Below are 21,164 nucleotides of genomic sequence, written 5' to 3' on the forward strand. Positions count from 1 at the left end.
CCCGTTATGTTCGGCAATGAACAGTTTTGTTGAAGCGCATGTATTTTCTCTTAGCATCTTTGCCAGCATTAACTGTCAAGAACCATGAATTATCGCCGCGTTTTGAATATTTTTCATTTAGTATCCGGCCCCGATGTTATATATTAATAATATCGGTATTTCCAAATATTAAGAAACTATACTGCGTTTATCAATTATTTAAAACTCAGGGCATTCGAAAAGGAGTGTTTCGTTTGGATTTGTCATTGACGCGTGTAATAAAAGAAGCAAGTTATTTGTCGACACAAAAAACATATCGATATCGTCCAATATTAAGATACATGTATGAGCAACATCGTATATTTAATAACGATGTTTTACCGATAGAAATTTTCACGCATCTTAAACAATTTCCGGAGTTTGAAGATTATACACTCGAAGAGCAAGATTCTGATTTATCTATTTTAGTTCAAAACAATAACTTGGTGTTGAATCAAGATAATACGGATGCTGTTACATTGGAAGAACTTATTAAGAATCGAAAAACGTATTCATTAACGGACTACACAATTGAATTTGAAAAAATGCTTATTTTTATGGAGAAAAAACTTCACCGTATACGTGGTGGCTCATTGGACAAAAAACTCACTGAGCGCTTATATGATGCGCTTGTTAAATTAAACGGATTCTCCGTGCAAATCGATTTGGATTCGACTTCGCTTGTTCAATTATATGAAGCGTGGGACGAGTTGTTCGAACGGTTTTCAAAGCTTGATAATGATGCTTCGGATTATTTGAATCATATCAGCGGTGATAAATTGGACAGCAAAATGGAAACCAACGCCTTCATCGTGTTTAAAAATCAGTTCCGTTCTTATTTAACGGATTTTATGGTTGAGCTTAACCGCAATTCACCTGTGATAATTGACATTATTACACGTATTTCGGAGAAGAAAATTCAGAAAATCATATTGCAACTCGTCCGTCATAAGAAAAATATTCCGACCACGACGGTTGTGTCGGACAAAGAGTATTTCGATACCTTTTTTGATGTATGGACAGGCATCCGCAATTGGTTTTTGGAAAGTGATACCAAACCGAGCAAAGCGTTTCATCTTGAAGTTCGTACTCGAGATGCCATCAGTAAAATGTCTAAGCTTGCACATTTTCATGCGGAGCGGCAATTTGTGAAAAAGAGCCGAGTAACAGAGTTTATACGACTTGCAGACATGGTGCATGAGTCCGGCAACTTGGAAGAGGCTCACAGAGTTTTTTCTTATTTATTCGGATTCGAAGACATCCAGCACTTCAAAGTCGCAAGGAAACCGTCGGAAAGGAATGATGGTACGGTATGGGATTTTGACCCTGATGAAATAGATGTGTCGTACCGTATTCGCCCGCCGTCCGACAAAACAACAAAACAGAATTTGAAGGTATCGAAAGTGAGCCAGGAGTCACTCGAACTGCAACGGTTGTTCGTGGAGCGGCTGGCATATGAGGAAAGTGTACTAAAGGCGCTCGTGGAGCAGCCTTGCTTGGTTCTAAAGGATTTGGACAGCGGAGTTGAACCGTTTGTTCGAAAAGCATTGTTGGATTGGATAAGTGCAGCGCTTTTGAATCCAGTTGGTTATGGCATCTATGAAGGCACTATAGAATTTGGAGTGAAATTTAAACTCTATAAGGTTAGTAACGATATCATCGAATTGCATTGTTCGGATGGAATCCTCTTCTTGCCGGATTTCGAAATGACATTCACAGAGGTGAAAACACATGAAAAAGCTGTCGCAGGAGTCTCTTGATTGCATTCATCAATTGCTTGATAATTTTTGGATTGTGCGTAAGGAAAATCCGGATCTCTTTTATGAAATCAAACAAAACGAAGGGTTTCTACGGGATTACTTTAAGGACTACTTCCGTTTTAAATTGGTGGTTGGGGCAAATTTTGCAAAAGTCGAGAAGTTTCAAGTAACGCCTCAACCGTCAGCAGGCATATCAGATTTCAAAGAAGTGAAAGATTACGTCATTTTTTACTGCGTACTTGCGTTTTTGGATGGAAAGGCATCAAAACAATTTGCGTTGTCGGACGTTTGCCAAGCAGTCGTTTCGTACTATCCGAGGAGTTCAAAGGGAATAGTCAGTGAACATACACCGGTATTAACATGGAAGGGTAACGAAGGGTATAAAAACCGACTATCTCTTGTCCGTGCATTGAAAGAAGCTGCTCGGCGGTGTTTGATAGAAGTAATGGATAAAAATATTGAAGACTTCCAAGACCGAGAAACAAATGATGCACTGCTGCGTTCAACCGGGCTTGTGAAATATTTTATGCGCAATATCAGTTTTAATATTGAAGAGAAATTGACGCTAAATGATATCGTGTCGCTTCAAGAAACGCAGGAACGGGAATTAGGTGTAGAAAGAAAGCATTTACTGTACCGGAAACTTTTTTTGGAGCCAGCCTTGTATCGGCATGAAGTATCGGCGGAAGATTTTGATTACTTAAGACAGTACGGTCGCTATCTAAATGAGCATGCCGAAAAATACTACGATATGAATGTAGACGTCTACGGGAGCAGTGCTTTTTTAGTAAAAGAGAATGTCGGCACTTTTCGGCGGTTTTTTCCAGCAAGCAATGCCGAATCAAACCTACTTGTTCAATTTGCAACGTTGTTACGGCTTAAAATCATCGACGATAATGACAGTCTCGTTGAACAAAAAGATGGAACGGTCATTTTAACGAATATTGATTTGGATATTATGTGTCGGCAGCTTATAGATGAACATAGTCATGGATGGACGACGGGCCTAAAAAGCATGAGTGTTGCTGAAGTTAAGAATGTAATTAAAAACATGCTATTTGAATGGAAGTTAGCGGAGACTACGCAAGAAGGCGATTTGAAACTATACGATGTAATAGGAAGATTTTTCGAAAAACCTAAAAAATAAAGGAGCATGATGATGACTAACAATGCACGGCGTTGGAAGCCTCACCGCGTCATCCTATTTAATTTTTGGTATTTTAATTATGAAGAATATTACTTCAAGAACGGAAGACTGCTATTGCGTGGTCATAATGGTGCCGGAAAGTCGATTGCTATGAACACGCTTTTTACATTCATGCTGGATGGAAACAAAGACCCTAAGCGGTTGGACCCATTTGAGTCAAGTGATCGCAAGTTTTATGACATCTTGCTTGGAGAAGAGTCGTTAAACAAGGATATCATCGAGCGCATTGGTTATGTTGTGATTGAATATAAGTTGACGAACACGAAGGAGTACATCACGACGGGATTTGGACTGCATTCCAAACGAAAAAACAGAAGGTTGGAAGATGCTTGGGGGTTTGTGATTCATGATCGTTCTCGACGTATTGGGCGTGGACCAAATCCGATCTCACTCTATAAGGTAGAAGTATTAGATGGTTCACCGGAGCAAATTCCTTTAGACAGAAAACAAATAACGTCAGCAATCGGTGAGAGTGGTACGGTCGTTGACAGTAAAGATTACGCGAAACTGATTAATAAGCAACTGTTCAAGTTTCCAGATGTAACAGGACTTAAGCTTTTTACCGATGTTCTCGTACGGCTTAAGAGCCCTAAGTTAACCAAAGGCGGGGGGCCTGACGATTTAAAGGAAACATTGAACGAATCATTGCCGCCATTATCCGACCATGAATTGTCCGCTTTAACTACTACCGTAGAAGCGCAAGACCAAACAAAGCGGGAAATCCTCAAAACACAAAGCGACCTTGATTTTGCAACGAAACTGGATAGAGGTTATGACGATTATGTTTCATACGTATTTGCGGAGAAGGCTAAGTACTATTTGGAAAGCAACAACACGTGGAATGCCATTACGTTGGAACATCAAACGGTACGAAGTGGTATTGAAACCAAGAGTTTTGACTACGATGAGACCGAACAAAAAATCCGAAACATTGAACGTGAAATTGAAGGGCTGAAGCAAGCAAGGCAGGAATTGGGACATGATAAAATAGTTGATTTGGATGATACTCTTAAATCTGCCAGACAAGAGCTAGCCCGAATATCGAATGAAAAATCATACCAAACAAAACGCTATGATTCCAAGAAACAAGCATTAACGGATGCTGATACCGAACGGCGTAATATTGAAAATGAATTGTGGGCAATGGAGAAAGAACTAAAAGCCGCGTTGGAAAGTTTGGAGGAGTTGGGGATGGATTCGGCATTTGAAGACATCTATCTCGCATTCTCTGACCATTTCGAGCGGTATGAAAAAACTGGCAATTATAATTTTTCAAATTGGGAATCTGAAATAAGAATAAGGCTGCAAAGACTTGGGGGGCTACTTAAACAAATTAAAGAACTGAACCAAAAGAAGCGCGATCTAGATGGTATGAGACAGCAAATCGAAGAGAAACAAGATGTTCTTGAACATGAAAGAGAAAAGCGTACGACCCTTGCTAACATCTATGATATGGAACGAAACAACGCTTATGTAGAGCTTGAAAACTGGATAAACGACTTAACAGCTCTTGTGCTTAGCGTTAATAGTAGCACGAGTGTGAAACGGATGATTAATGGATATCTAGAAGATGTGACTGAAGAACAGTTAATATCGCCAATCTCGGGTGCGCGCGAAGAACAAGTTTCCCAGTGCCTTAAGGAGCAAGCATCACTGGAAGCACAAATGCAATCAAAGGTTGAAGAAAGAGATATTATTAAAGAAGAAATCGTTGCTCTTGAGGGCACTGATGAAATTGAACCTGAACTTCCAGTAGCTAAGCAAAACCAGTTACGCGAGTTCAAAGAAAAAGGGATTCCATACATACCGTTTTACGCTGTGGTTGATTTCAAAGGGGACCTTACTGAGGAACAGAAGTCACGTTTGGAGTCGGTACTGACCGAAACTAGTGTACTAACATCGCTGGTTGTACCCGCTAACCGTTATAACGAAGCGTTGTCCGGAACGGTTCTTAGTACTCATCAGGCGCAGTCACCAAACAATCTAACAAAGTATCTAGATGTTTCGGTTCCAGCTGCTGGCGATGTGAGTCATGATGATGTGCTAGCAGTTCTGAAGGGGATTTCGGTTTCCGATGCGGACGCCCAATTTGTAACGGCTGAAGGGTCATTTAATGGTTCTTTTACAGCCGGAACGGCTTCGCAGTATGGTGTAGCCAAATATATTGGAAAGCATGCTCGGGAACAAGAGCGGCTCCGTAAAATCACAGCGTTAAAAGAAAAAGCAACTTCTCTTAATTTTGAAATTGAGGAGCTTGAAGTGCTTTCTAATGAAAGTAAAACGCGGCAAAAGAAGATTGAAGTTGAGTATCAATCGTTTCCGAAATTTCCGGATCTAAAGGATGCCAAGCAACAATTTGAAGTCGTTGCAAAACGCATCATAGAATTATTGGAACCTGAGCTCGCGTCGTTAAACGAAAAGTTCAAGGAACTAAAGACCTGCGTGGAGATGCAAATTAGGAACCTGAACTCAGAGTTTGAAGACATCGTAATTGAGAAAAATGAGCAGGTTGTATCTGAAGCGTGTGAGAGTTTGCACCATTTTGAGCGAGCGTTATCAAATCTAAAGAGTTCTTACCGTTCACGAGGGGACAAACAAAGTCTTCTAAAAAATCAAGATGACAAGATTGGTGCTATTCAAGATGGTGTGGATGACGCAAGGGCGGCCGTTCTGTCACTAGATGGGCAAATTAAGAACATAGGCGTTCGAATAGAAAACTATGAAAAGAAATTACAGGACATTGGCGCGGATAACATTCGTGAGTTTGCCAAAAGCATTAACGATAAACTGGAACAATTGCCAAAGGACCAAAGGGCACTGGACGGGCAACTTAATGATCTAAAAAACGATTTGAAAAATCTTCGAGGCCGCCTTCCGATTGGCGCTCAGAAAGAACAGTTTATGAAGGAGCTAGTTTCGGCTTGGGAAACTGCTTTTTTGCAGGATGTGAAAGAATTCAGTGAAAAGTTTGGGCTTGAAACCGAATCAGATACGAAATCGCTTGCCGAGAGTGTCATGTCGAAGTTTGGGCAACTCCTCACGAAGAAGGATAGAATGAAAAATAAAAGCGAGTTGGGTAACGTCTTCTCGGGGGCGGACAAGGGACTGCCGGAATACAACTTAATGATGGAGCCAGTGGAATTCGAGTTCGAGTTTTCTAATATGGCTATCGAAGATGAAAGTCGTGTGGAAATGCTTAAAATGATAGCTAGACGTGAAAAAATTACACTAGAGTATCAGTCGCGTCGTGTTTCGCCGTCATTTGCCAAAACCAAGCTGACCGAGCAAGACAAAACGCTTGCAGAGGTAATGGCTGAAAAGGACCGTGAAATTTACGAAGACATCCTGATTAACCATGTCGGAGAAACGATAAAAAACAAAATTCGAAATGCGAAAGAATGGGTAACACGTATCAATACAATAATGGAAAAGACGCAGAACTCCAGCGGACTAAAGTTTGATGTCGAGTGGTCCCCGAAAAAGACTGATAGTGAACAAGAACTCGATACGATAGAATTAGTTCGATTTTTGGAGAAAGATCCCATATGGCTTGCGGATCCGGATAGGAAAAGGATAGCCCAGCATTTTCGTTCCAAGGTGTATGAAGCGAAACGCAAATCTGAGTCGAGCGGTACACCAACCTTCATGGAAGATATTAAGTTGGTCTTGGATTATCGAGATTGGTACGAATTCATTATTTACTATGAAAAAACAGGAGAAAAGCGTAAAGAAATGAAGAAAAGCAATTACAACACCTTCTCCGGTGGTGAGCGAGCAATGGCGATGTATACGCCACTCCTAGCAGCGGTTGATGCACGTTTGCAAAATGCTCACTGTGAAGCACCTCGTATATTTGCATTAGACGAAGCGTTTGCTGGCGTAGATGATAACAATATCAAAGAAGCATTCAAAGTTATTGAGATGTACGACTTTGATTACACATTAAACTCACAATCCTTATGGGGGTGTTTCGACGTAGTGCCGGATCTGTCGATTTATGTTCTGAATCGAATGGGGAATTCAAACCTTGTTAATTCAACTTCATACTCATGGAATGGTATTAAGCGGACGCGTGTGGAAGAGCCGTATGAAACAAGTGAAGACGTTCAATCTTCTACATTATTTTGAGTTGTATGGCATACTACCTCATGCAATGTAGGCGAATGCAATACTCAGCTTCAATATGTTGACTAAAATCGTATAGGAAATATACCGGAGGAACTTGATAGATGGAAACATCACTACAGCAATTAGTTGAGATTTTCCGAAACATTGATGGTTTTAACAGAGTGTTCTTACTTTTTCGTCAAAAATACAGAAGTTACGGGAGAATTACCAAAAGTACCACAGTTATTCTTGACGATCCAACATCTGAAGAATTACGAGTATTAAATGGATTTTTTGGTTCGGCTTATGGAAGAGAGGAGACAATCCTAGTCGCTGCAGGCAAAATGGAGAGGGAAATCCGGAATAGTAAATATCGAGCATTATTCGATGGATATGATCTAAATGATTTTCTGAAAATGTACTATGGAGGGGAGCTAACTTCAAAAAGTGAAGACAAGCGTCGTTATGAAGCAGAACAGATGGGATTTTTTCAAGCACTTTTGAGTGAAGCCCAGATGGAAAGTTTATTTTACAAATTTATTTCGTTTATCAAAACTTACAAAAATGCACCATCGGTTCATCACGCCTACAAAAAAAGCCCGGAATCACTCAAGGGTTTATTAATTTTACTAAAGAATCTGTTTGAGCAGTTGCCATTAAACAAAGATATCTATCTGCCGATGCTTGCTTATAAGCTTGGAGAAGACTATCATGCGTTGTCTCCTAACTCGGATGCTGGGAAAATGATGATATTTGCTTTACAGGTATTAAATCACTTGGATAAAGATGCTGAAGTTCTTCCGAAACTCGAAGAAGAACAAATAGAGAAACTTTTGAAGGAGTATGGCATCTTGTTCTGTCCAGAATCTAATAAACTGGCACAGCGATTATGGATATCGGATGATAAGAATGGTCAGGAGACTAGAAGTTATCAGTTAATTCCCCTGAGGAAAATTGATCGGGGATCTTTTGCGCAGGTGTATAGGGTTTTTGACCCGATTGAAGGAAGAGAATGGGCTTGTAAAGTACTGTTTGAAAGGTCATATTTTTTACACTCATATGGTAAAGATGGGGAAGAGTATCTACGACGTTTTAAAAGGGAGATTAAATTGCTTCGAGATGATATCGACCATCCCAATATCATTGAGATTGATAAGATACAACTAGAACATGATCCTGTCCTATTCACAATGCCGTTGGCAACAACTTCTTTAGATAAATGGATATCTTCTATTCCCACTGCATCAGATGAGACGAAGTTAAGCATTTTCAAGAATATTCTAAGTGGCGTTGCTTATCTTCATCAGCATCCGATTAGTCATCGGGACTTGGCTCCTCAAAACATTTTGTTGTTTCAACAAGACGATGGAAAGGTAGTGGCAAAAGTAGCTGATTTGGGCTTGGCTAAAGATCATCGATCGTTCTCTTCCAGCACAAGATATTCGCAGGCTTCATATGGAAGAGAGGCGTTTACAGCCCCAGAGCAGAAGGAAAGTCTGAAAAATGCTGATGCTTTATCCGATATTTATTCACTTGGGGCGTTGCTTTATTATATATTTAGTGGAACATCACCTGAAAATAGATTCAAATCGTTTATTACTTATCAGCATATTGTTGGGAAAGCTATGGAAGATGATCGCTCTAAACGTTATCAAACGGTTCAAGAGTTGTGGAACGATATGATGAACAGTCCGCTGGCATCAGGTTATTACTCATTTGAAAGTCTGATAAATTATGAATTTAATGATTTTACCACAGATGTGAATCATGTATTAAGATGTCTGACAACAGTTGATATTGGGGAAGTGAATAAAGTTCTTTGGACATTTATTAAGCCGTTCATCTCTGTGCCGCTCAATGTACTGGCAGAATGTTCAAGACATTGGACTGTGATGGTTCCCTTCATGCATACAGTAAGGAATAACATAGATGGGATAAACTGTAAGGTCGAGGAATGGTATCATGTTTCATTACGCATAGCGGAAATCTATAAAGGAACGCAGCATAGTGAGCTACGATTAATGGCAGTACATCTTATTCTAGTCATTGCATTGAAGAAGGGAAATCAATTGACTCAGGATATACTGGTGGATATTCTCTCTACCTTGACGGGTCAAGGCGGACTTTCCCAACAAATTGCATATATCATTGAGAAGGAATTCTTAAGCTATCATGATGTATTAATTGGACTTTTGAAAAACACTAGCTACCCATCCAACATACGTTTTGCTCTAAACGACTTTTAATACAAAGGTGTTTAAACGATATGGCTATGCTTCGTGCCATTAGTGTAGTAATGGAAGGAATCCCTGAATGGTAAGAACAAAACGTATTAGCCTCGCATGGAAATCTGATCATGCTTCTACTTAAGCATTTTAATGACCGTACTGGGTTTAAGGGGGGCTGATGTATTTCATTTTTCCGTCTTAAAAGAGAAGTCTACCATTATTAAAAGTGGGTAGAGTCATCTACACTAGAGAGCAAGCACATTCACTCCAACACGTACATGTTTGTTGTCACTATATACTCTCACATGTGGAGTGCTGTGTGTTGTTGGTGAGGGAGTAGTGATTTGGAGCCACATTTACATATCGTAAAGTCAAAAGGTCTCGGGCAAAAGTAAGTAGCCTGAGATCTTTGTTATTGCCATTTATTTAAACACGCTCGAAATTTGTTTTAAGAAGTTTTAATGACATTTCGTTCCGTTTCATCAATCAAGCTATTGTGTGCTATTAAATTTCTACAGTCAGCCATTTCCTTGATTTTCGGTATGATGAAATCTTGACTGGGGAAGTAATCTTTGAAAATGTCCCAGTTATTATTAATTATTGTAGCAAGATCTTTGAAGTCTAGATAGAAGAGCTTTGAATCTCCCCGAACACTTAGCCACTTCTTAGAGTTTGCATCGGATATTCTTTGATCTAATTTCATAACTTGTATACTTTTCTATAAATATTGCGAATTTTTTCATTACTATGGAGGTGCGAACATATACTCGCTGACATGACATGTAGATGCCAAGCAAGCTGCATCGGTGTCGAGCTCCGTTTGACCTACACCTTTTACATTGTTAATTGGCCATTCCTGTCGACGTTGTTCTTGTTTGCTCATGGGACAACCTCCTGTAAATTGAAGTTGGCCTCATTTTCTCATGGATTCAGGTCCTATTGAAAGTGCACTGCGTTGACGCGTACTTATTTGAGATTTAGATATCGTTTATTTGCAGTCCGCGCCTCAGGCTGTCGAGGAAGGGATAGGAGAGGTTACGAAGTCGGTACGTACATCGGGAATTGATTGTTAACATGCTGATGCTCGTGGGGTCCCTGGAAATGGCGGGTTGGTGGTGAAAAACTTGGGGCTTGGACTTAACGAATCGCGGTTAGAAACAGCTTTAAAAGAGCCAGAGCATCCTTACGTTGCTTCTCTGTACACTGTTGCAAAGCTGCAATAATCAGTTCCGTTTCATTGTGAGGGCTGGGATGTCTTTTGTTTCCCAAGAGAAGCTCGTCAGGGGAAAGCTTGAGAAAGGAACAAATATTGAGCATCGTTTCAATGGACATGCCGGTTTGGCCTCGTTCAATATCGGCACAAAACTTGGGGACCCGGCCAATTCGCTCGGCGAATTCTTCCTGAGAAATATCCAATGCCTTGCGCCGCGCCCGAATGCGCTCTCCTACCTTCCTCTTGTCATAAGTGTACATGACGGACTCCTCTCCAAACAGATCTATAAGAGCTCTTAGTTCCTATTATGGAGAAGTTTAGAGTTGACTATAATGAGTTTTAAACGTAACATTTAAAGTAGTTTTAAGTGTAGTATATTCCGATTCCTCGCCCAGCAGTCCTTATTTACTGCGAAATTGGTTTATTTTATTTTAATTCGTTATTCGCATTAAAATGTAGCTATCCTCGCATACAATTTGGTTGAAAGGAGACAGCGGCCTAACCCATGAACGAACTGCTGCGCAAATATGAAGAAGAGAAGCAAAGGCTGAACGAACTGGGCCAGAAATCGCTTGAGAAGGGAATTCCTCTTGCTCAGAACGAGGCGGTTCAAGCTCAAAGCCGGAAGGTGGACGAATTGATTGTCCGATTCCATCGAGGAAGGGCCGGAAGAGGGCAAAGGCTGCGTTAGGGCTTGCTTGCGAGGAGGAGAGGTCATGGAATTTCCGTCATGGTTCCAGAGGGCGATTCAGCGGCGGTTGGAATACGTTACTGCTCGGATCGAGCAACAACCTGAACTGCGTAAATATCGCGCAGAGGAGGAGAAGGCTTTGAGGCGTTATTTTCCGGCATAGCTATAGAGCAATCGCCACAATTTATGGAATGGGAGGACAAGCATCATATCAAGCGAGCTCAGGAGAATGAACACTTGTATTTGCAAGGGATGAGGGATGGTGTGCGGCTTGTTGTTGCGCTATTGTCCGATCCCTTCGCTGCTTCCGATAAGGATGCATAATTAGCATCTGATATGAAACTGAAGAAGCCCCGATAAGGGGCTTGAAAGATTTTACAATGCGCCTGCATCCCTTGCCGTATAGAACGAAGGGAATATCGGACGATAGTTTAATTCGTTCCTTATGCAGGTTGTATCCACGATCATATCCCATGGATTGAACTCTTGCTGCAAGGACCCCGCGAATTCTTGGTCGGGATAACCATGGAGTCGAATCAGCTCTGACACTGTTATGGGGGAGTCATCGGCAACGTTATAGATGCGGCCATCTATGTCCGGCGTGGAGGCGGCAAGCAGCAGCGCTTGGCCTACATCTGCATGGTGCACCATATGGAGTCTTTTAGCAGGGTTCCATTTGCTCATGATCGGCAGAAATTCCGAGATATGGGGATCACGCTCCCCATAGACAAAAGCAAACCTTAAGATACGAAGCCCTAATCCCTGCTCACGATGCATACGAAGCAATTCTTGTTCAGCCGCAGCTTTAGTTAGTGGATAAGGGAATGCAGGTCGTAGTGTATCATCTTCACGGCTCGCTCTGCTATAAGGACTTGCACCATACACTAAATTCGTGCTTGCAAACACAAACCTTGGAACGTTCGCCTTTAGAGCAGCCTCTGCTAAAATAATGCTGGCATCGATGTTTGATATTCTCGCAGTTGCTTCATCCACTCCACGAAATTGTGCCGCCAGATGTACCACGGTATCAATGCCTTGCAATGCAGTTGCGAGATTTTCTATTTGCATAAGGTCACCTTCTATAACCTCGACCCCTTGCTGTTGAAAAGAATCCGCCTTCGAAACATCGCGAACCAGAATTTTAATATTATGACCGCGTTGCAGCAAACGTGGAACAAACCGACTTCCTATTTTCCCTGTTGCTCCAGTTACGAAAATATTCACTTCGATGCCCTCCTCATATTGTCGATGATATACTAGCAGTATTACAGACTGTGGAATCAACTGCCTTCCTGTGTTTATCGTACGGTTGGCAGTGTCAGGATAAAGGGGATTAAGCTATGAACAAGAGTTATACAAACGAATCGCTGGGTGAATTTTTGCGAGCACGTCGAGAGCGCCTTACTCCGGAAGAAGTAGGATTGCCGTCATATGGTCGACGCCGAACGCCTGGACTTCGACGTGAAGAGGTGGCCCAACTTGCCCATATGAGTACCTCGTGGTATACCTCTTTGGAACAGGGCAGAGTGGTTAATCCATCCGAGGAGATATTGGATAGTTTGTCTGAAGGGTTACGATTGTCCATGGATGAGCGACGTCATCTCCACATCCTGGCAAGCCAAACAGATTTGGAGAAAGATGAAGTGGATCAAGAGGTGAGTACCGGCTTGGAGCGAACACTGTTTGCTCTTGATCCTAACCCTGCTTTCATACTGGGGAGAAGTTGGGATTTGTTGATGTGGAACAAAGCAGCGGAGGTTGTGTTCAGACTGCCGGCATTCTCTAAGGAAATGCAGCAACGGCCCAATTGGTTAAGACGGTTTTTGACTGATCCATCACTTCGAATGAACAACTTGGATTGGGAAGAAAAAGCGCATGTCATGATTGCACGGTTTCGAGCAGATTACGCGTACTGTCAATATGACCCGAGGTTCAAGGAACTGATAGAGGAATTTATGCAGATAAGTGAACTGTTCCGTTCTTGTTGGCTGCGGCATGACGTTCAAGTCATCACCGATTGCCACAAGCGATGGAGTGACCCTATGTTCGGGGAGATGGAGTTCGAGCACGTGATTTTACAGCAACCAAACCTTCCAGCGCTAAAGATCATGATTTATACTGCATCAGCATCCACTGCGGAGCTTCTGAAGAGTTTGCTGAGATCATAAGAAAAGTTGTTCGGCAAACTTGTTTTATAAGTTTACCGCCGCCGCCTCCATGATTAAAGACTTTTTACATTGGCGGAATTATTACAAAGGGACTCTAAGCCCCCTTCTTATTGTAGCGTGCCCACAGAGATGAATCTTGCACAACCGCATATTTTACAATAGAGAGTGCTATAATGATAACAGCTAATTGAATATATTGAGTTTTAGGATACGTGGATCATTCTGGGAGGAATGTTGATGGAGCATAAATCATTAGTAGAACTCTTACAGGAAGAAATGAAGATGGGGCTTAAGGGAGGGCTGTACCATCAGACCCAAATTAAGCTTGCCTATAACTCCAACCGTATCGAAGGCAGCCGGTTATCTGAGGATCAGACACGATATATTTTTGAAACCAACACAATAAGCGTAGAGCCGGAAGAAACCGTAAGTGTAGACGATATTATAGAGACGGTTAACCACTTCGCCTGCTTTGACTATATGCTGACTCATGCGAAGGAAGACTTGTCCGAAGCAATGATCAAGGAATTCCATAGCATCTTAAAAAGAAATACTTCAGATGAAAGAAAAAACTGGTTCCGCGTGGGGGACTACAAAGCTAGGCCCAATGTGGTAGGAGATATGAAAACGACTGCTCCGGGAAAAGTGGCTAGCGAGATGGGGAAGCTGCTCAACGCGTATCACAAAAAGCCCAATATTTCGTTTGAGGACATCATAGACTTCCATTATGATTTCGAAAGCATTCATCCTTTTCAGGACGGAAACGGTCGTGTCGGCAGGATCATTCTGTTCAAGGAATGTTTGAACCATGGCTTACTCCCATTTATCATTGACCATGAATATAAGCTGTTTTATTATCGCGGCCTAAAGGAGTATTCTTCAGAAAAAGGATATTTGCTGGATACCTGCTTGTCGGCACAAGATAGATATGAGGCGGAGGTTGCTTATTTCTTTCCGGAATTGAGGACGCATGCACCATAGACTCATCCTGGTATGGACAAGTCTATGTAGAAATAATAGAACAGGGATCCGTGATTGCAGTATGATAAACGATATTGTTATCTATGAGAATTCAGGATTTCAAGAAGGACATAGTGATCGGGAGGGCTAATAGGGTTGTGTGAGTACCATTCGTCTTGCTTGTAACCTCGATGATCAGATCAAATAAGATTCGAATATTTTTATTCAAAGGAAATCTAGGGACAGTCGCTTATGCACTGTCTTTTTTGTTGTTGAACTTCATGTCTGGATCATTTTAAAATGTAATCAATTGATTACACTTTTACAATGCGAATAGTATAATTTATTCATAGGGGGTGAACCATATAGATGACGACGGCGGAATTTTTACGGTAAGCGAAAGCACTCATTTCCAGCGGACGCACTTATTTTTCCAAGCGAAACGATTATGATACTGTTCAGGCACTTTTTGATTTAGGTATTGAAGACAGAAAGGGAGCTTGGCGGGAGATCATGAAGTTGAAGCCTAGTGACCAATACAAGCCGCCTGAGTTGGATCGTAGAGGATCCGAACTCTACTTACATAAACTCTGAATAAAGTAGGAGGGATAGTAATGACAATAATAAACTATTGTGAATCTTGCCATACAGAGCATACTTATACGATAAAAAAAGAACTTCAGTTATTTAGATTTAGGGAGCAGGATATTGAGCTTGAACGAAGGATAGCTTTTTGTAACCATTGTGGTTCATTGATTGATGTGGAAGAGTTGGAATCCGAAACAATGGTTAATGTAGCGCGAATGTATACCGAAAAGTATGGGTTGACATCACTTGAGATCCAGAATGTGAGGCAGCAATATAAATTGGGGGTCAGGCCCTTTGCTAAGTTATTGAATATTGGTTCCGCGAGTGTAACCAGATATGAATCGGGGAGTTTACCGCAAGCGACCCATTTAGAGCTTTATAAGCGGCTGCAGCAGCATCCACATGTTATATTAGAATTTTTCAACAGAAATAAAGGTTCACTATCTAGTAGGGAATTAAAAATGGTGGAAGCATCACTGGATGCTTGGACAATGGCTGAACAATCATTTCAAACAGACGAACAAATTATTGAATCTATTTATAGATCTCATGAAGTAACGGATTTGGCTGGCTATAGTGATTTTTCCCTAGAAAAGTTCATTCATATGATTTTGTATTTTGCGACAAATGGTGTGTTGAAAACAAAGCTTATGAAATTGATGTGGTATAGTGATTTTTTGTATTTCAAACGACAAACGGTATCAATAACAGGTGCAACTTATGTTAAATATCCATATGGTCCGGTCCCCAAGGATCACGAGATCGCTTTAGCTCATTTGCAACATATGAATGTGATTGAAGTTGATGAACGCACGAATGATGAAGGCTGGACTATGATGATGATTCAATCTTCTGAGCCTTTTGATTCAACCATTTTCTCTGATGATGAATTAAAGACAATGCAGGAAATTGAAGCGCATTTTAGAGATTATGGTTCCCGGAAAATTAGTGAGTATGCACATAATGAAATAGGATGGTTAGAAACAGTAGACAAACAACCGATTAGTTATAGATATGCCGAAAAATTGCGAGAACTTCATTAACGCAAGAGGGGGAGGAATGGATATGACAGTGAAATCGGAAGGCAAGGAGTTAGTTATAACACGTGTACTCAATGCGCCGCGCGAGCTTGTATTCAAAGCATGGTCCGAGGTCGAGCATCTGAAGCGATGGTGGGACCCGCTTTCGAAAAGATTGTCTGGGTCAACAGCTTTTCAGATGAAGCGGGCAACATTGTTCGGGCCCCATTTAGCGATTTGATTCCGCTGGAAATACGTAATGTGGTAACCTTTAGTGAAAATAACGGTGTTACCACAATGACCTTGTGCAGCGGACCGATCAATGCAACTGAGGAAGAGAGAAGCTTTTTTGAGGGCATGTTAGAATCCATGCAGGAGGGCTTCGGAGGAACTTTCGATCAACTCGAAGAATATTTGGCAGACCATTGTTAATCAAAGTAAGGGCTATCCTTAAAGTCATTGATATAGACTTGGGATAGCCCATACTTATGCTAGCACGGAAGAGCCTGGTTACTGTTGATGCTTTAAGATATAGTCGATATATTCGGTTGCACTGTGATTGATTTCCTCATCGCTAGCTTGAAATGACACTCCGAAGACAGCAAAATAGGGCAATAACACTGCGCCTACATGTCCTAGACTGGCTTTGAAAGGCACGATTACTTCATCCACGGTGAACGTAATAGAGCCCTCGGGCAAATAGTTTTCTTTTTCATCGCCGATGGACATGGCCAGCCCAAACTTTTTCCCTTTGAGCTTGTCACCTTTCGATCCATAAGCCCATCCGTAGGCAAAAACATCGTCCAACCACTTTTTCAATAGAGGCGGACAACTGTACCAGTACAACGGGAATTGCAAGATTACATGGTCATAGGCTTCTAATAGACTTTGCTCTCGTGGAACATCAATGCTCCAGTTCGGATACTCTTTGTAAAGCTCATGAATTGTAATATCGTTCGGATATTGCAGCAGCTCTTCGTTCCATCGCTGGTTTACCCTTGAAACCTCAAGATTCGGATGTGCCAGAATGACTAGTATTTTCACTATGAATGTCCCCTTCGCAGGCCCTATGCAAGAATGTATCTTCAAAGCGCCTTGGCTCATTTTTTAGAATACCATTATTATCTTGAAGGTCTAGAAAAAAGAAAATACACAATAAAGTAAGGTCGTTACTTCAAAGTACGTACTGGACTCGGAATAAAAGTTTTGAAACAATGAATATTTAGACTGGCTATATAAGAACGGCATGAACGAGGTGTTATTCTGTGAAACAATATCATATGGGCATAGAGGCAACACTTGAAATCATCGGCGGAAAGTGGAAATCGCTGATCATTTGCTTTTTGATGTCCGGTACTCAGAGAACAAGTGAATTACAGCGCAATATTCAGGGTATCTCACAAAAGGTTCTCATCCAGCAGCTTCGCGAGCTTGAGAAGGATGGACTCGTAAGTAGATATGTTTACCAGCAGATGCCGCCAAAAGTTGAATATTCCCTCACGGAATATGGAGTTACAGCCAATAATATCGTTGAAGTGATGTGCTCCTGGGGGAAAGAAAATATTAAAATGAGACAGCAACAAGGTGAAAATATCGTCTTGCTGGGGGATAAGCCACAGGAGGAGAGTTCGGTTTGGAAAAAAACAAATTTCAGTTAAAAAGAGAAGCTACGTATCAGCAGATGCTAAATGCGGCCTTGTTGTGTTTCTCCGAAAAAGGATACACATCAACGACGTTAGGAGATATCGTTGCGCGCACTGGACATACGAAAGGCGCTTTCTACGGTCATTTTAAGAGCAAGGAAGAGCTGTTTTTCCACGTGCTGGATTACCAGAATCAACAGACGCAAGGGTGGACAGACGTACCTAAACACTACAGCCCGGAAGTTCTGACCGATAAACAACTTGATCATCAAGAACAGCACTGACACACCATATTTTCTGACCGAGGACTTCTCGAACGAAGACGATATCGTCGTATATGTCTGAACGCCATCAGTCATGGTATAATAATATGTATAAGGTTTACAAGGAAAGGCGGTCGATCATTTTGAGCGCGAACAAAGAAGAGATAAAAAAATTAATTGATACGATACCTGAACAGGATGCGGCTGAAGTGCTTGATTTTATAGGTTTTTTAAAGATGAAGCGGGAACGTGAATCCTTCCGTGATCTTGAAAAAGCAAGTGCTTCGAGCACCGAATTCTGGAACAACCCAATTGATGACGAGGTTTGGAATCATGTATAAGCAAGGCGATATTTTACTTATTCCTTTCCCGTTCAGCGATCTGTCATCCACTAAGCAACGCCCGGTACTTGTTTTATCCAATTCGCGTATAACGGGTCTCAACAGGATATCCTGGTAGCGGGCATTACTTCCAACTTATCGGATCGCACATATCTCATCCATTTAACCACCAACGATTTGGAACAAGGGCAACTGAAGGTTGATTCAGGTATTAGGGCAGATAAGATTTATACGTTGTCCAAGCAAATCGTGGTCAAAAAATTCGGCCGAGTCAATCAAACGATTGTAAGCTAGGTTAAGGAAAAGATAAATGAATTGCTAACTGATTAGTCGGATCAACGAGACTTCTGGAAAACATGCGGACCGTTCACTTGAGCGGTCTTTTTTCATGCCTTTTTTCAGAGAGCTTCGAGCTAGGCGAAAGGGGGTGTCCGGAAAGTTGTTGGATGATTTCAGAGTCCCCATATACAATGAAAAAGATGCTTCCTGTCCCACCTTTTAGTGGTTTGGAAGCATCTTTTCACATCATTTGGGACTGACTCACTGGATATTGGACTTTTCGGAAAGCCCCTTCGAGAAACTGACTACATCCGATTCAGCAGTTCGACAATCGTTTCTTTCGGGTAAAGGGATTGCATTCGGGCCATTTCAATGGTTCGATAAATATGGGAGGCAATCTCTTCGATTTTGTCTTTGTCGATATGAACTTGCTCCAGCTTGACCGGAGCGCCGATGCTGACAAACCAGTTCGTTAAAGCCTCGATGCCTTCTTCGGCTGTTTGCAATCCGAACGTATTGCGTGCGAATTGTTCATATCTAGTCGGATTCATGGGAAGATGCCAATTCATCCATGCTGGGTAAACGACAGCGAGACCAGCGCCATGAGGCACATCGTACAAGGCCGACAGGGAATGCTCAATTAAGTGGGTGTCATAGCGATTGCCCTCCACTCCGGCGAAGGTGGTCCGGTTCAGGGCTTGCGCCGCAGCCCAGGCAAATTCGCTTCTTGCTTCATAGTCCCCCGGATTCTTCAGCAGGACGTCTGTGGTTCGAATGACCGTTCTGATGATGTTCTCGATATGATTCGCTGTCATTTCCGGAATGTAGGAGGCGGTAAAATATAAATCCATGCAGTGGGACAAAATATCAACGCCGGAGTAAGCCAAATATACGTTGGTTACCGTTTCCTGGAGCTCCGGATTAATCACCGACACAGCCGGGAAAGCGGCGGGGCTGGAGAAGCCGAATTTCTCCGTCGTTTCTTCATTGGTAATGACCGCCGAAGCGTTCATTTCGCTGCCGGTTGCCGATAAGGTCAGAATATCGAAAATTTTCAACGCGGCATCCGGGTATTTCTTGTAGCTGCACAAATCCCATACGTCGCCATCGTATACCGCTCCAGCAGCAATCACCTTTGCCGTATCTAGTACAGAGCCTCCGCCTACGGCCAGAACGGCATCCACGCTGTTCTCCTTGGCGATACGTACGCCTTCCCTGGCTTTACTGATGACCGGATTGCTTTTGATCCCGCTCAGAGTGACAAATTCAATTCCGTTTTCCCCGAGCGATTTCGCAACTCTGTCGAACAGGCCGGATGCTTTAATTCGCTCCGATCCGTATACGAGCAGAGCTTTTTTCACGCCGTAAGGTGCCATGTAACTGCCGATCAAGTTCTCTTTATCTTTTCCGAATTCAACTTTCGTCGGGTTGTAGAATGTAAAATCCTTCATAATACAGCATTCTCCTTTTTCTGACCAAGTGGAGGTCTTATTTTTTGTGTTTCTATTCTGTACAATAAATGAAAAACCGATATGGTTACATATCCGGATTACAGAACATGTTGTCTGAATCACTGATCGGATCATATCCGTAATTGGCACAAGTTTATCGTGGATTTGACTATGTATGGGGCGTCAATTCGGGTGTATAATGGCATTTACTTTTGAATGACGATTTGGCAAAGCTCACTTCGAGCCTTGCTTGGAGGGAGTTTTGGCACATGATAACTATCGAATCGATCTCTGTGCTGCATGACATTCTGGGCTGCGCCAAACCGAGGCATCCATTGATCACCCTTATTGATTACAATACGATCAATCCTCGCGCTTCCGATTACAATGTCTCGTTCAAGCTGAATTTCTATATGATTTCCTTGAAACAGAATGCCGAATGTGAGCTTATTTATGGACGAGAATATTACGACTTCCACGAAGGCAGCCTGATGTTTGCTGCGCCCGGACAAGTCCTGGCAAAGGGGAACCGCAACAGCAATGAGAAATCGGACGGATGGATGCTATGCTTCCACCCCGATTTGATCAGAGGCAGTGCATTGTGGCATAAAATGCCGGAATACAGCTTTTTTGAATATGAGGCAAATGAAGCCTTGCATCTTTCTGACCAGGAAAAGGAAATTGTAGATCGTATCGTTAGCCATATTCAGGTTGAATACAGCGGAAACCTGGATACCTACAGCAACGACCTGCTCATATCGAATCTGGAAGTGCTGCTGAACTATGCGAAGCGTTTTTATGGGAGACAATTTATTACAAGGACGGCCGTTGTCAAAGACTCCGTTGCCAAATTTGAAAAGCTCCTGCAGCAGCGATGCTCTACAGAAGCTATTGAAGAGGAAGGGATGCCCAGCGTTAAAGGACTTGCGCAAGCGATGGGGTACTCCCCGAACTATCTATCGGATATGCTGAAGAAAGAAACGGGGAAAACGGCACAGGAATTTATTAAATTGCACATGCTGGAGATTGCCAAACGATTGCTTGCGACGACCAAAGACCCCATTTATCTGATAGCGGAGAGACTTGGATTTGAACAACCGTCAAGCTTTACCAAGTTTATAAAAATGCAATTAGGCCTAAGCCCCGCTGATTATAGAAGAATGAAAGCCGAGTGATCTAGACTAACACGCGATGGGAAAAGAAATCGCTTTGATTAAGGCTGCTTCGT

21 protein-coding genes are annotated in these 21,164 nt (G+C 42.1%); 16 read left to right on the forward strand and 5 right to left on the reverse strand.

Annotation, left to right across the window (positions count from 1 at the left end):
- The first annotated feature begins 233 nt into the window (after positions 1–233).
- From L6H65_RS17880 to L6H65_RS17895, 4 genes are all read left to right on the forward strand, one after another.
- Positions 234–1,778, forward strand: coding sequence for a TIGR02677 family protein (locus tag L6H65_RS17880; RefSeq protein ID WP_236344021.1), 1,545 nt, complete (start codon positions 234–236; stop codon positions 1,776–1,778).
- Positions 1,750–2,925: a TIGR02678 family protein gene (locus L6H65_RS17885; RefSeq protein ID WP_236344022.1), complete on the forward strand. Its 1,176-nt coding sequence runs from the start codon at positions 1,750–1,752 to the stop codon at positions 2,923–2,925. Before L6H65_RS17880 ends, L6H65_RS17885 begins: the two co-directional genes overlap by 29 nt.
- Positions 2,926–2,931: 6 nt before the next feature.
- Positions 2,932–7,113, forward strand: coding sequence for a TIGR02680 family protein (locus L6H65_RS17890; RefSeq protein WP_236344023.1), 4,182 nt, complete (start codon positions 2,932–2,934; stop codon positions 7,111–7,113).
- A 101-nt stretch (positions 7,114–7,214) separates the two neighbouring features.
- Positions 7,215–9,338, forward strand: a complete 2,124-nt coding sequence (locus L6H65_RS17895; RefSeq protein WP_236344024.1) for a protein kinase domain-containing protein — start codon at positions 7,215–7,217, stop codon at positions 9,336–9,338.
- A gap of 727 nt (positions 9,339–10,065) precedes the next feature.
- Here L6H65_RS17895 and L6H65_RS17900 read toward each other — a convergent pair.
- Positions 10,066–10,203 carry a hypothetical protein gene (locus tag L6H65_RS17900; RefSeq protein ID WP_236344025.1) on the reverse strand — a complete coding sequence of 46 codons (138 nt, stop codon included), beginning with the start codon at positions 10,201–10,203 and terminating at the stop codon, positions 10,066–10,068.
- A gap of 254 nt (positions 10,204–10,457) precedes the next feature.
- Positions 10,458–10,793, reverse strand: a complete 336-nt coding sequence (locus L6H65_RS17905) for a helix-turn-helix domain-containing protein (RefSeq protein WP_236344026.1) — start codon at positions 10,791–10,793, stop codon at positions 10,458–10,460.
- 245 nt (positions 10,794–11,038) lie between these two features.
- Here L6H65_RS17905 and L6H65_RS17910 point away from each other — a divergent pair, with 245 nt between their 5' ends.
- Positions 11,039–11,224 carry an aspartyl-phosphate phosphatase Spo0E family protein gene (locus tag L6H65_RS17910; RefSeq protein ID WP_236344027.1) on the forward strand — a complete coding sequence of 62 codons (186 nt, stop codon included), beginning with the start codon at positions 11,039–11,041 and terminating at the stop codon, positions 11,222–11,224.
- A 25-nt stretch (positions 11,225–11,249) separates the two neighbouring features.
- Positions 11,250–11,387 carry a hypothetical protein gene (locus L6H65_RS17915; RefSeq protein ID WP_236344028.1) on the forward strand — a complete coding sequence of 46 codons (138 nt, stop codon included), beginning with the start codon at positions 11,250–11,252 and terminating at the stop codon, positions 11,385–11,387.
- Between the two features lie 212 nt (positions 11,388–11,599).
- On the opposite strand, the gene L6H65_RS17920 is transcribed toward L6H65_RS17915, so the two are convergent.
- On the reverse strand, positions 11,600–12,448 hold the full coding sequence (locus tag L6H65_RS17920) for an NAD-dependent epimerase/dehydratase family protein (protein ID WP_236344029.1): 849 nt from the start codon (positions 12,446–12,448) through the stop codon (positions 11,600–11,602).
- A 116-nt stretch (positions 12,449–12,564) separates the two neighbouring features.
- Between L6H65_RS17920 and L6H65_RS17925 the strand changes: the two genes are divergently transcribed.
- The 5 genes from L6H65_RS17925 (at position 12,565) to L6H65_RS17940 (ending at position 16,391) form a co-directional block, all read left to right on the forward strand.
- Positions 12,565–13,392 carry a helix-turn-helix transcriptional regulator gene (locus L6H65_RS17925; protein WP_236344030.1) on the forward strand — a complete coding sequence of 276 codons (828 nt, stop codon included), beginning with the start codon at positions 12,565–12,567 and terminating at the stop codon, positions 13,390–13,392.
- 237 nt (positions 13,393–13,629) lie between these two features.
- Positions 13,630–14,373, forward strand: coding sequence for a Fic family protein (locus tag L6H65_RS17930; protein WP_236344031.1), 744 nt, complete (start codon positions 13,630–13,632; stop codon positions 14,371–14,373).
- 593 nt (positions 14,374–14,966) lie between these two features.
- Complete coding sequence (locus L6H65_RS17935; protein WP_236344032.1) at positions 14,967–15,983, forward strand: type II TA system antitoxin MqsA family protein; 1,017 nt, start codon at positions 14,967–14,969, stop codon at positions 15,981–15,983.
- 22 nt (positions 15,984–16,005) lie between these two features.
- Positions 16,006–16,200, forward strand: coding sequence for an SRPBCC domain-containing protein (locus tag L6H65_RS26520; protein ID WP_253074661.1), 195 nt, complete (start codon positions 16,006–16,008; stop codon positions 16,198–16,200).
- Positions 16,110–16,391, forward strand: coding sequence for an SRPBCC family protein (locus tag L6H65_RS17940; RefSeq protein WP_253074662.1), 282 nt, complete (start codon positions 16,110–16,112; stop codon positions 16,389–16,391). Before L6H65_RS26520 ends, L6H65_RS17940 begins: the two co-directional genes overlap by 91 nt.
- Before the next feature lie 78 nt (positions 16,392–16,469).
- Here the strand turns inward: L6H65_RS17940 and L6H65_RS17945 are convergent, their stop codons facing one another.
- Positions 16,470–17,003 (reverse strand): NAD(P)H-dependent oxidoreductase, encoded by a 534-nt coding sequence (locus L6H65_RS17945; RefSeq protein ID WP_236344033.1) that lies wholly within the window; start codon positions 17,001–17,003, stop codon positions 16,470–16,472.
- A gap of 221 nt (positions 17,004–17,224) precedes the next feature.
- Between L6H65_RS17945 and L6H65_RS17950 the strand changes: the two genes are divergently transcribed.
- From L6H65_RS17950 to L6H65_RS26805, 4 genes are all read left to right on the forward strand, one after another.
- Positions 17,225–17,617: a winged helix-turn-helix transcriptional regulator gene (locus L6H65_RS17950; RefSeq protein WP_236344034.1), complete on the forward strand. Its 393-nt coding sequence runs from the start codon at positions 17,225–17,227 to the stop codon at positions 17,615–17,617.
- Positions 17,593–17,886 (forward strand): TetR/AcrR family transcriptional regulator, encoded by a 294-nt coding sequence (locus L6H65_RS17955; RefSeq protein ID WP_236344035.1) that lies wholly within the window; start codon positions 17,593–17,595, stop codon positions 17,884–17,886. The genes L6H65_RS17950 and L6H65_RS17955 overlap by 25 nt, the downstream gene beginning before the upstream one ends.
- 122 nt (positions 17,887–18,008) lie before the next feature.
- On the forward strand, positions 18,009–18,206 hold the full coding sequence (locus tag L6H65_RS17960; RefSeq protein ID WP_236344036.1) for a DUF2281 domain-containing protein: 198 nt from the start codon (positions 18,009–18,011) through the stop codon (positions 18,204–18,206).
- A 123-nt stretch (positions 18,207–18,329) separates the two neighbouring features.
- Positions 18,330–18,500: a hypothetical protein gene (locus L6H65_RS26805; protein ID WP_371877716.1), complete on the forward strand. Its 171-nt coding sequence runs from the start codon at positions 18,330–18,332 to the stop codon at positions 18,498–18,500.
- A gap of 290 nt (positions 18,501–18,790) precedes the next feature.
- On the opposite strand, the gene L6H65_RS17965 is transcribed toward L6H65_RS26805, so the two are convergent.
- Positions 18,791–19,936 (reverse strand): iron-containing alcohol dehydrogenase, encoded by a 1,146-nt coding sequence (locus L6H65_RS17965; RefSeq protein ID WP_236344037.1) that lies wholly within the window; start codon positions 19,934–19,936, stop codon positions 18,791–18,793.
- 269 nt (positions 19,937–20,205) lie between these two features.
- Between L6H65_RS17965 and L6H65_RS17970 the strand changes: the two genes are divergently transcribed.
- The gene (locus tag L6H65_RS17970) at positions 20,206–21,111 is read left to right on the forward strand and encodes an AraC family transcriptional regulator (RefSeq protein ID WP_236344038.1); all 906 of its coding nucleotides are present in this window, start codon (positions 20,206–20,208) and stop codon (positions 21,109–21,111) included.
- Positions 21,112–21,164: the final 53 nt, after the last annotated feature.

Source organism: Paenibacillus plantiphilus (assembly GCF_927798095.1).
Taxonomy (GTDB): domain Bacteria; phylum Bacillota; class Bacilli; order Paenibacillales; family Paenibacillaceae; genus Paenibacillus_Z; species Paenibacillus_Z plantiphilus.

Bases quoted from the DNA above. Each gene is read 5' to 3' on its own strand.
- L6H65_RS17885 (WP_236344022.1), top strand. From the start codon at position 1,750: ATGAAAAAGCTGTCGCAGGAGTCTCTTGATTGCATTCATCAATTGCTT.
- L6H65_RS17890 (WP_236344023.1), top strand. From the start codon at position 2,932: ATGATGATGACTAACAATGCACGGCGTTGGAAGCCTCACCGCGTCATC.
- L6H65_RS17895 (WP_236344024.1), top strand. From the start codon at position 7,215: ATGGAAACATCACTACAGCAATTAGTTGAGATTTTCCGAAACATTGAT.
- L6H65_RS17900 (WP_236344025.1), bottom strand. From the start codon at position 10,203: ATGAGCAAACAAGAACAACGTCGACAGGAATGGCCAATTAACAATGTA.
- L6H65_RS17905 (WP_236344026.1), bottom strand. From the start codon at position 10,793: ATGTACACTTATGACAAGAGGAAGGTAGGAGAGCGCATTCGGGCGCGG.
- L6H65_RS17910 (WP_236344027.1), top strand. From the start codon at position 11,039: ATGAACGAACTGCTGCGCAAATATGAAGAAGAGAAGCAAAGGCTGAAC.
- L6H65_RS17915 (WP_236344028.1), top strand. From the start codon at position 11,250: ATGGAATTTCCGTCATGGTTCCAGAGGGCGATTCAGCGGCGGTTGGAA.
- L6H65_RS17925 (WP_236344030.1), top strand. From the start codon at position 12,565: ATGAACAAGAGTTATACAAACGAATCGCTGGGTGAATTTTTGCGAGCA.
- L6H65_RS17930 (WP_236344031.1), top strand. From the start codon at position 13,630: ATGGAGCATAAATCATTAGTAGAACTCTTACAGGAAGAAATGAAGATG.
- L6H65_RS17935 (WP_236344032.1), top strand. From the start codon at position 14,967: ATGACAATAATAAACTATTGTGAATCTTGCCATACAGAGCATACTTAT.
- L6H65_RS26520 (WP_253074661.1), top strand. From the start codon at position 16,006: ATGACAGTGAAATCGGAAGGCAAGGAGTTAGTTATAACACGTGTACTC.
- L6H65_RS17940 (WP_253074662.1), top strand. From the start codon at position 16,110: ATGGTGGGACCCGCTTTCGAAAAGATTGTCTGGGTCAACAGCTTTTCA.
- L6H65_RS17965 (WP_236344037.1), bottom strand. From the start codon at position 19,936: ATGAAGGATTTTACATTCTACAACCCGACGAAAGTTGAATTCGGAAAA.
- L6H65_RS17970 (WP_236344038.1), top strand. From the start codon at position 20,206: ATGATAACTATCGAATCGATCTCTGTGCTGCATGACATTCTGGGCTGC.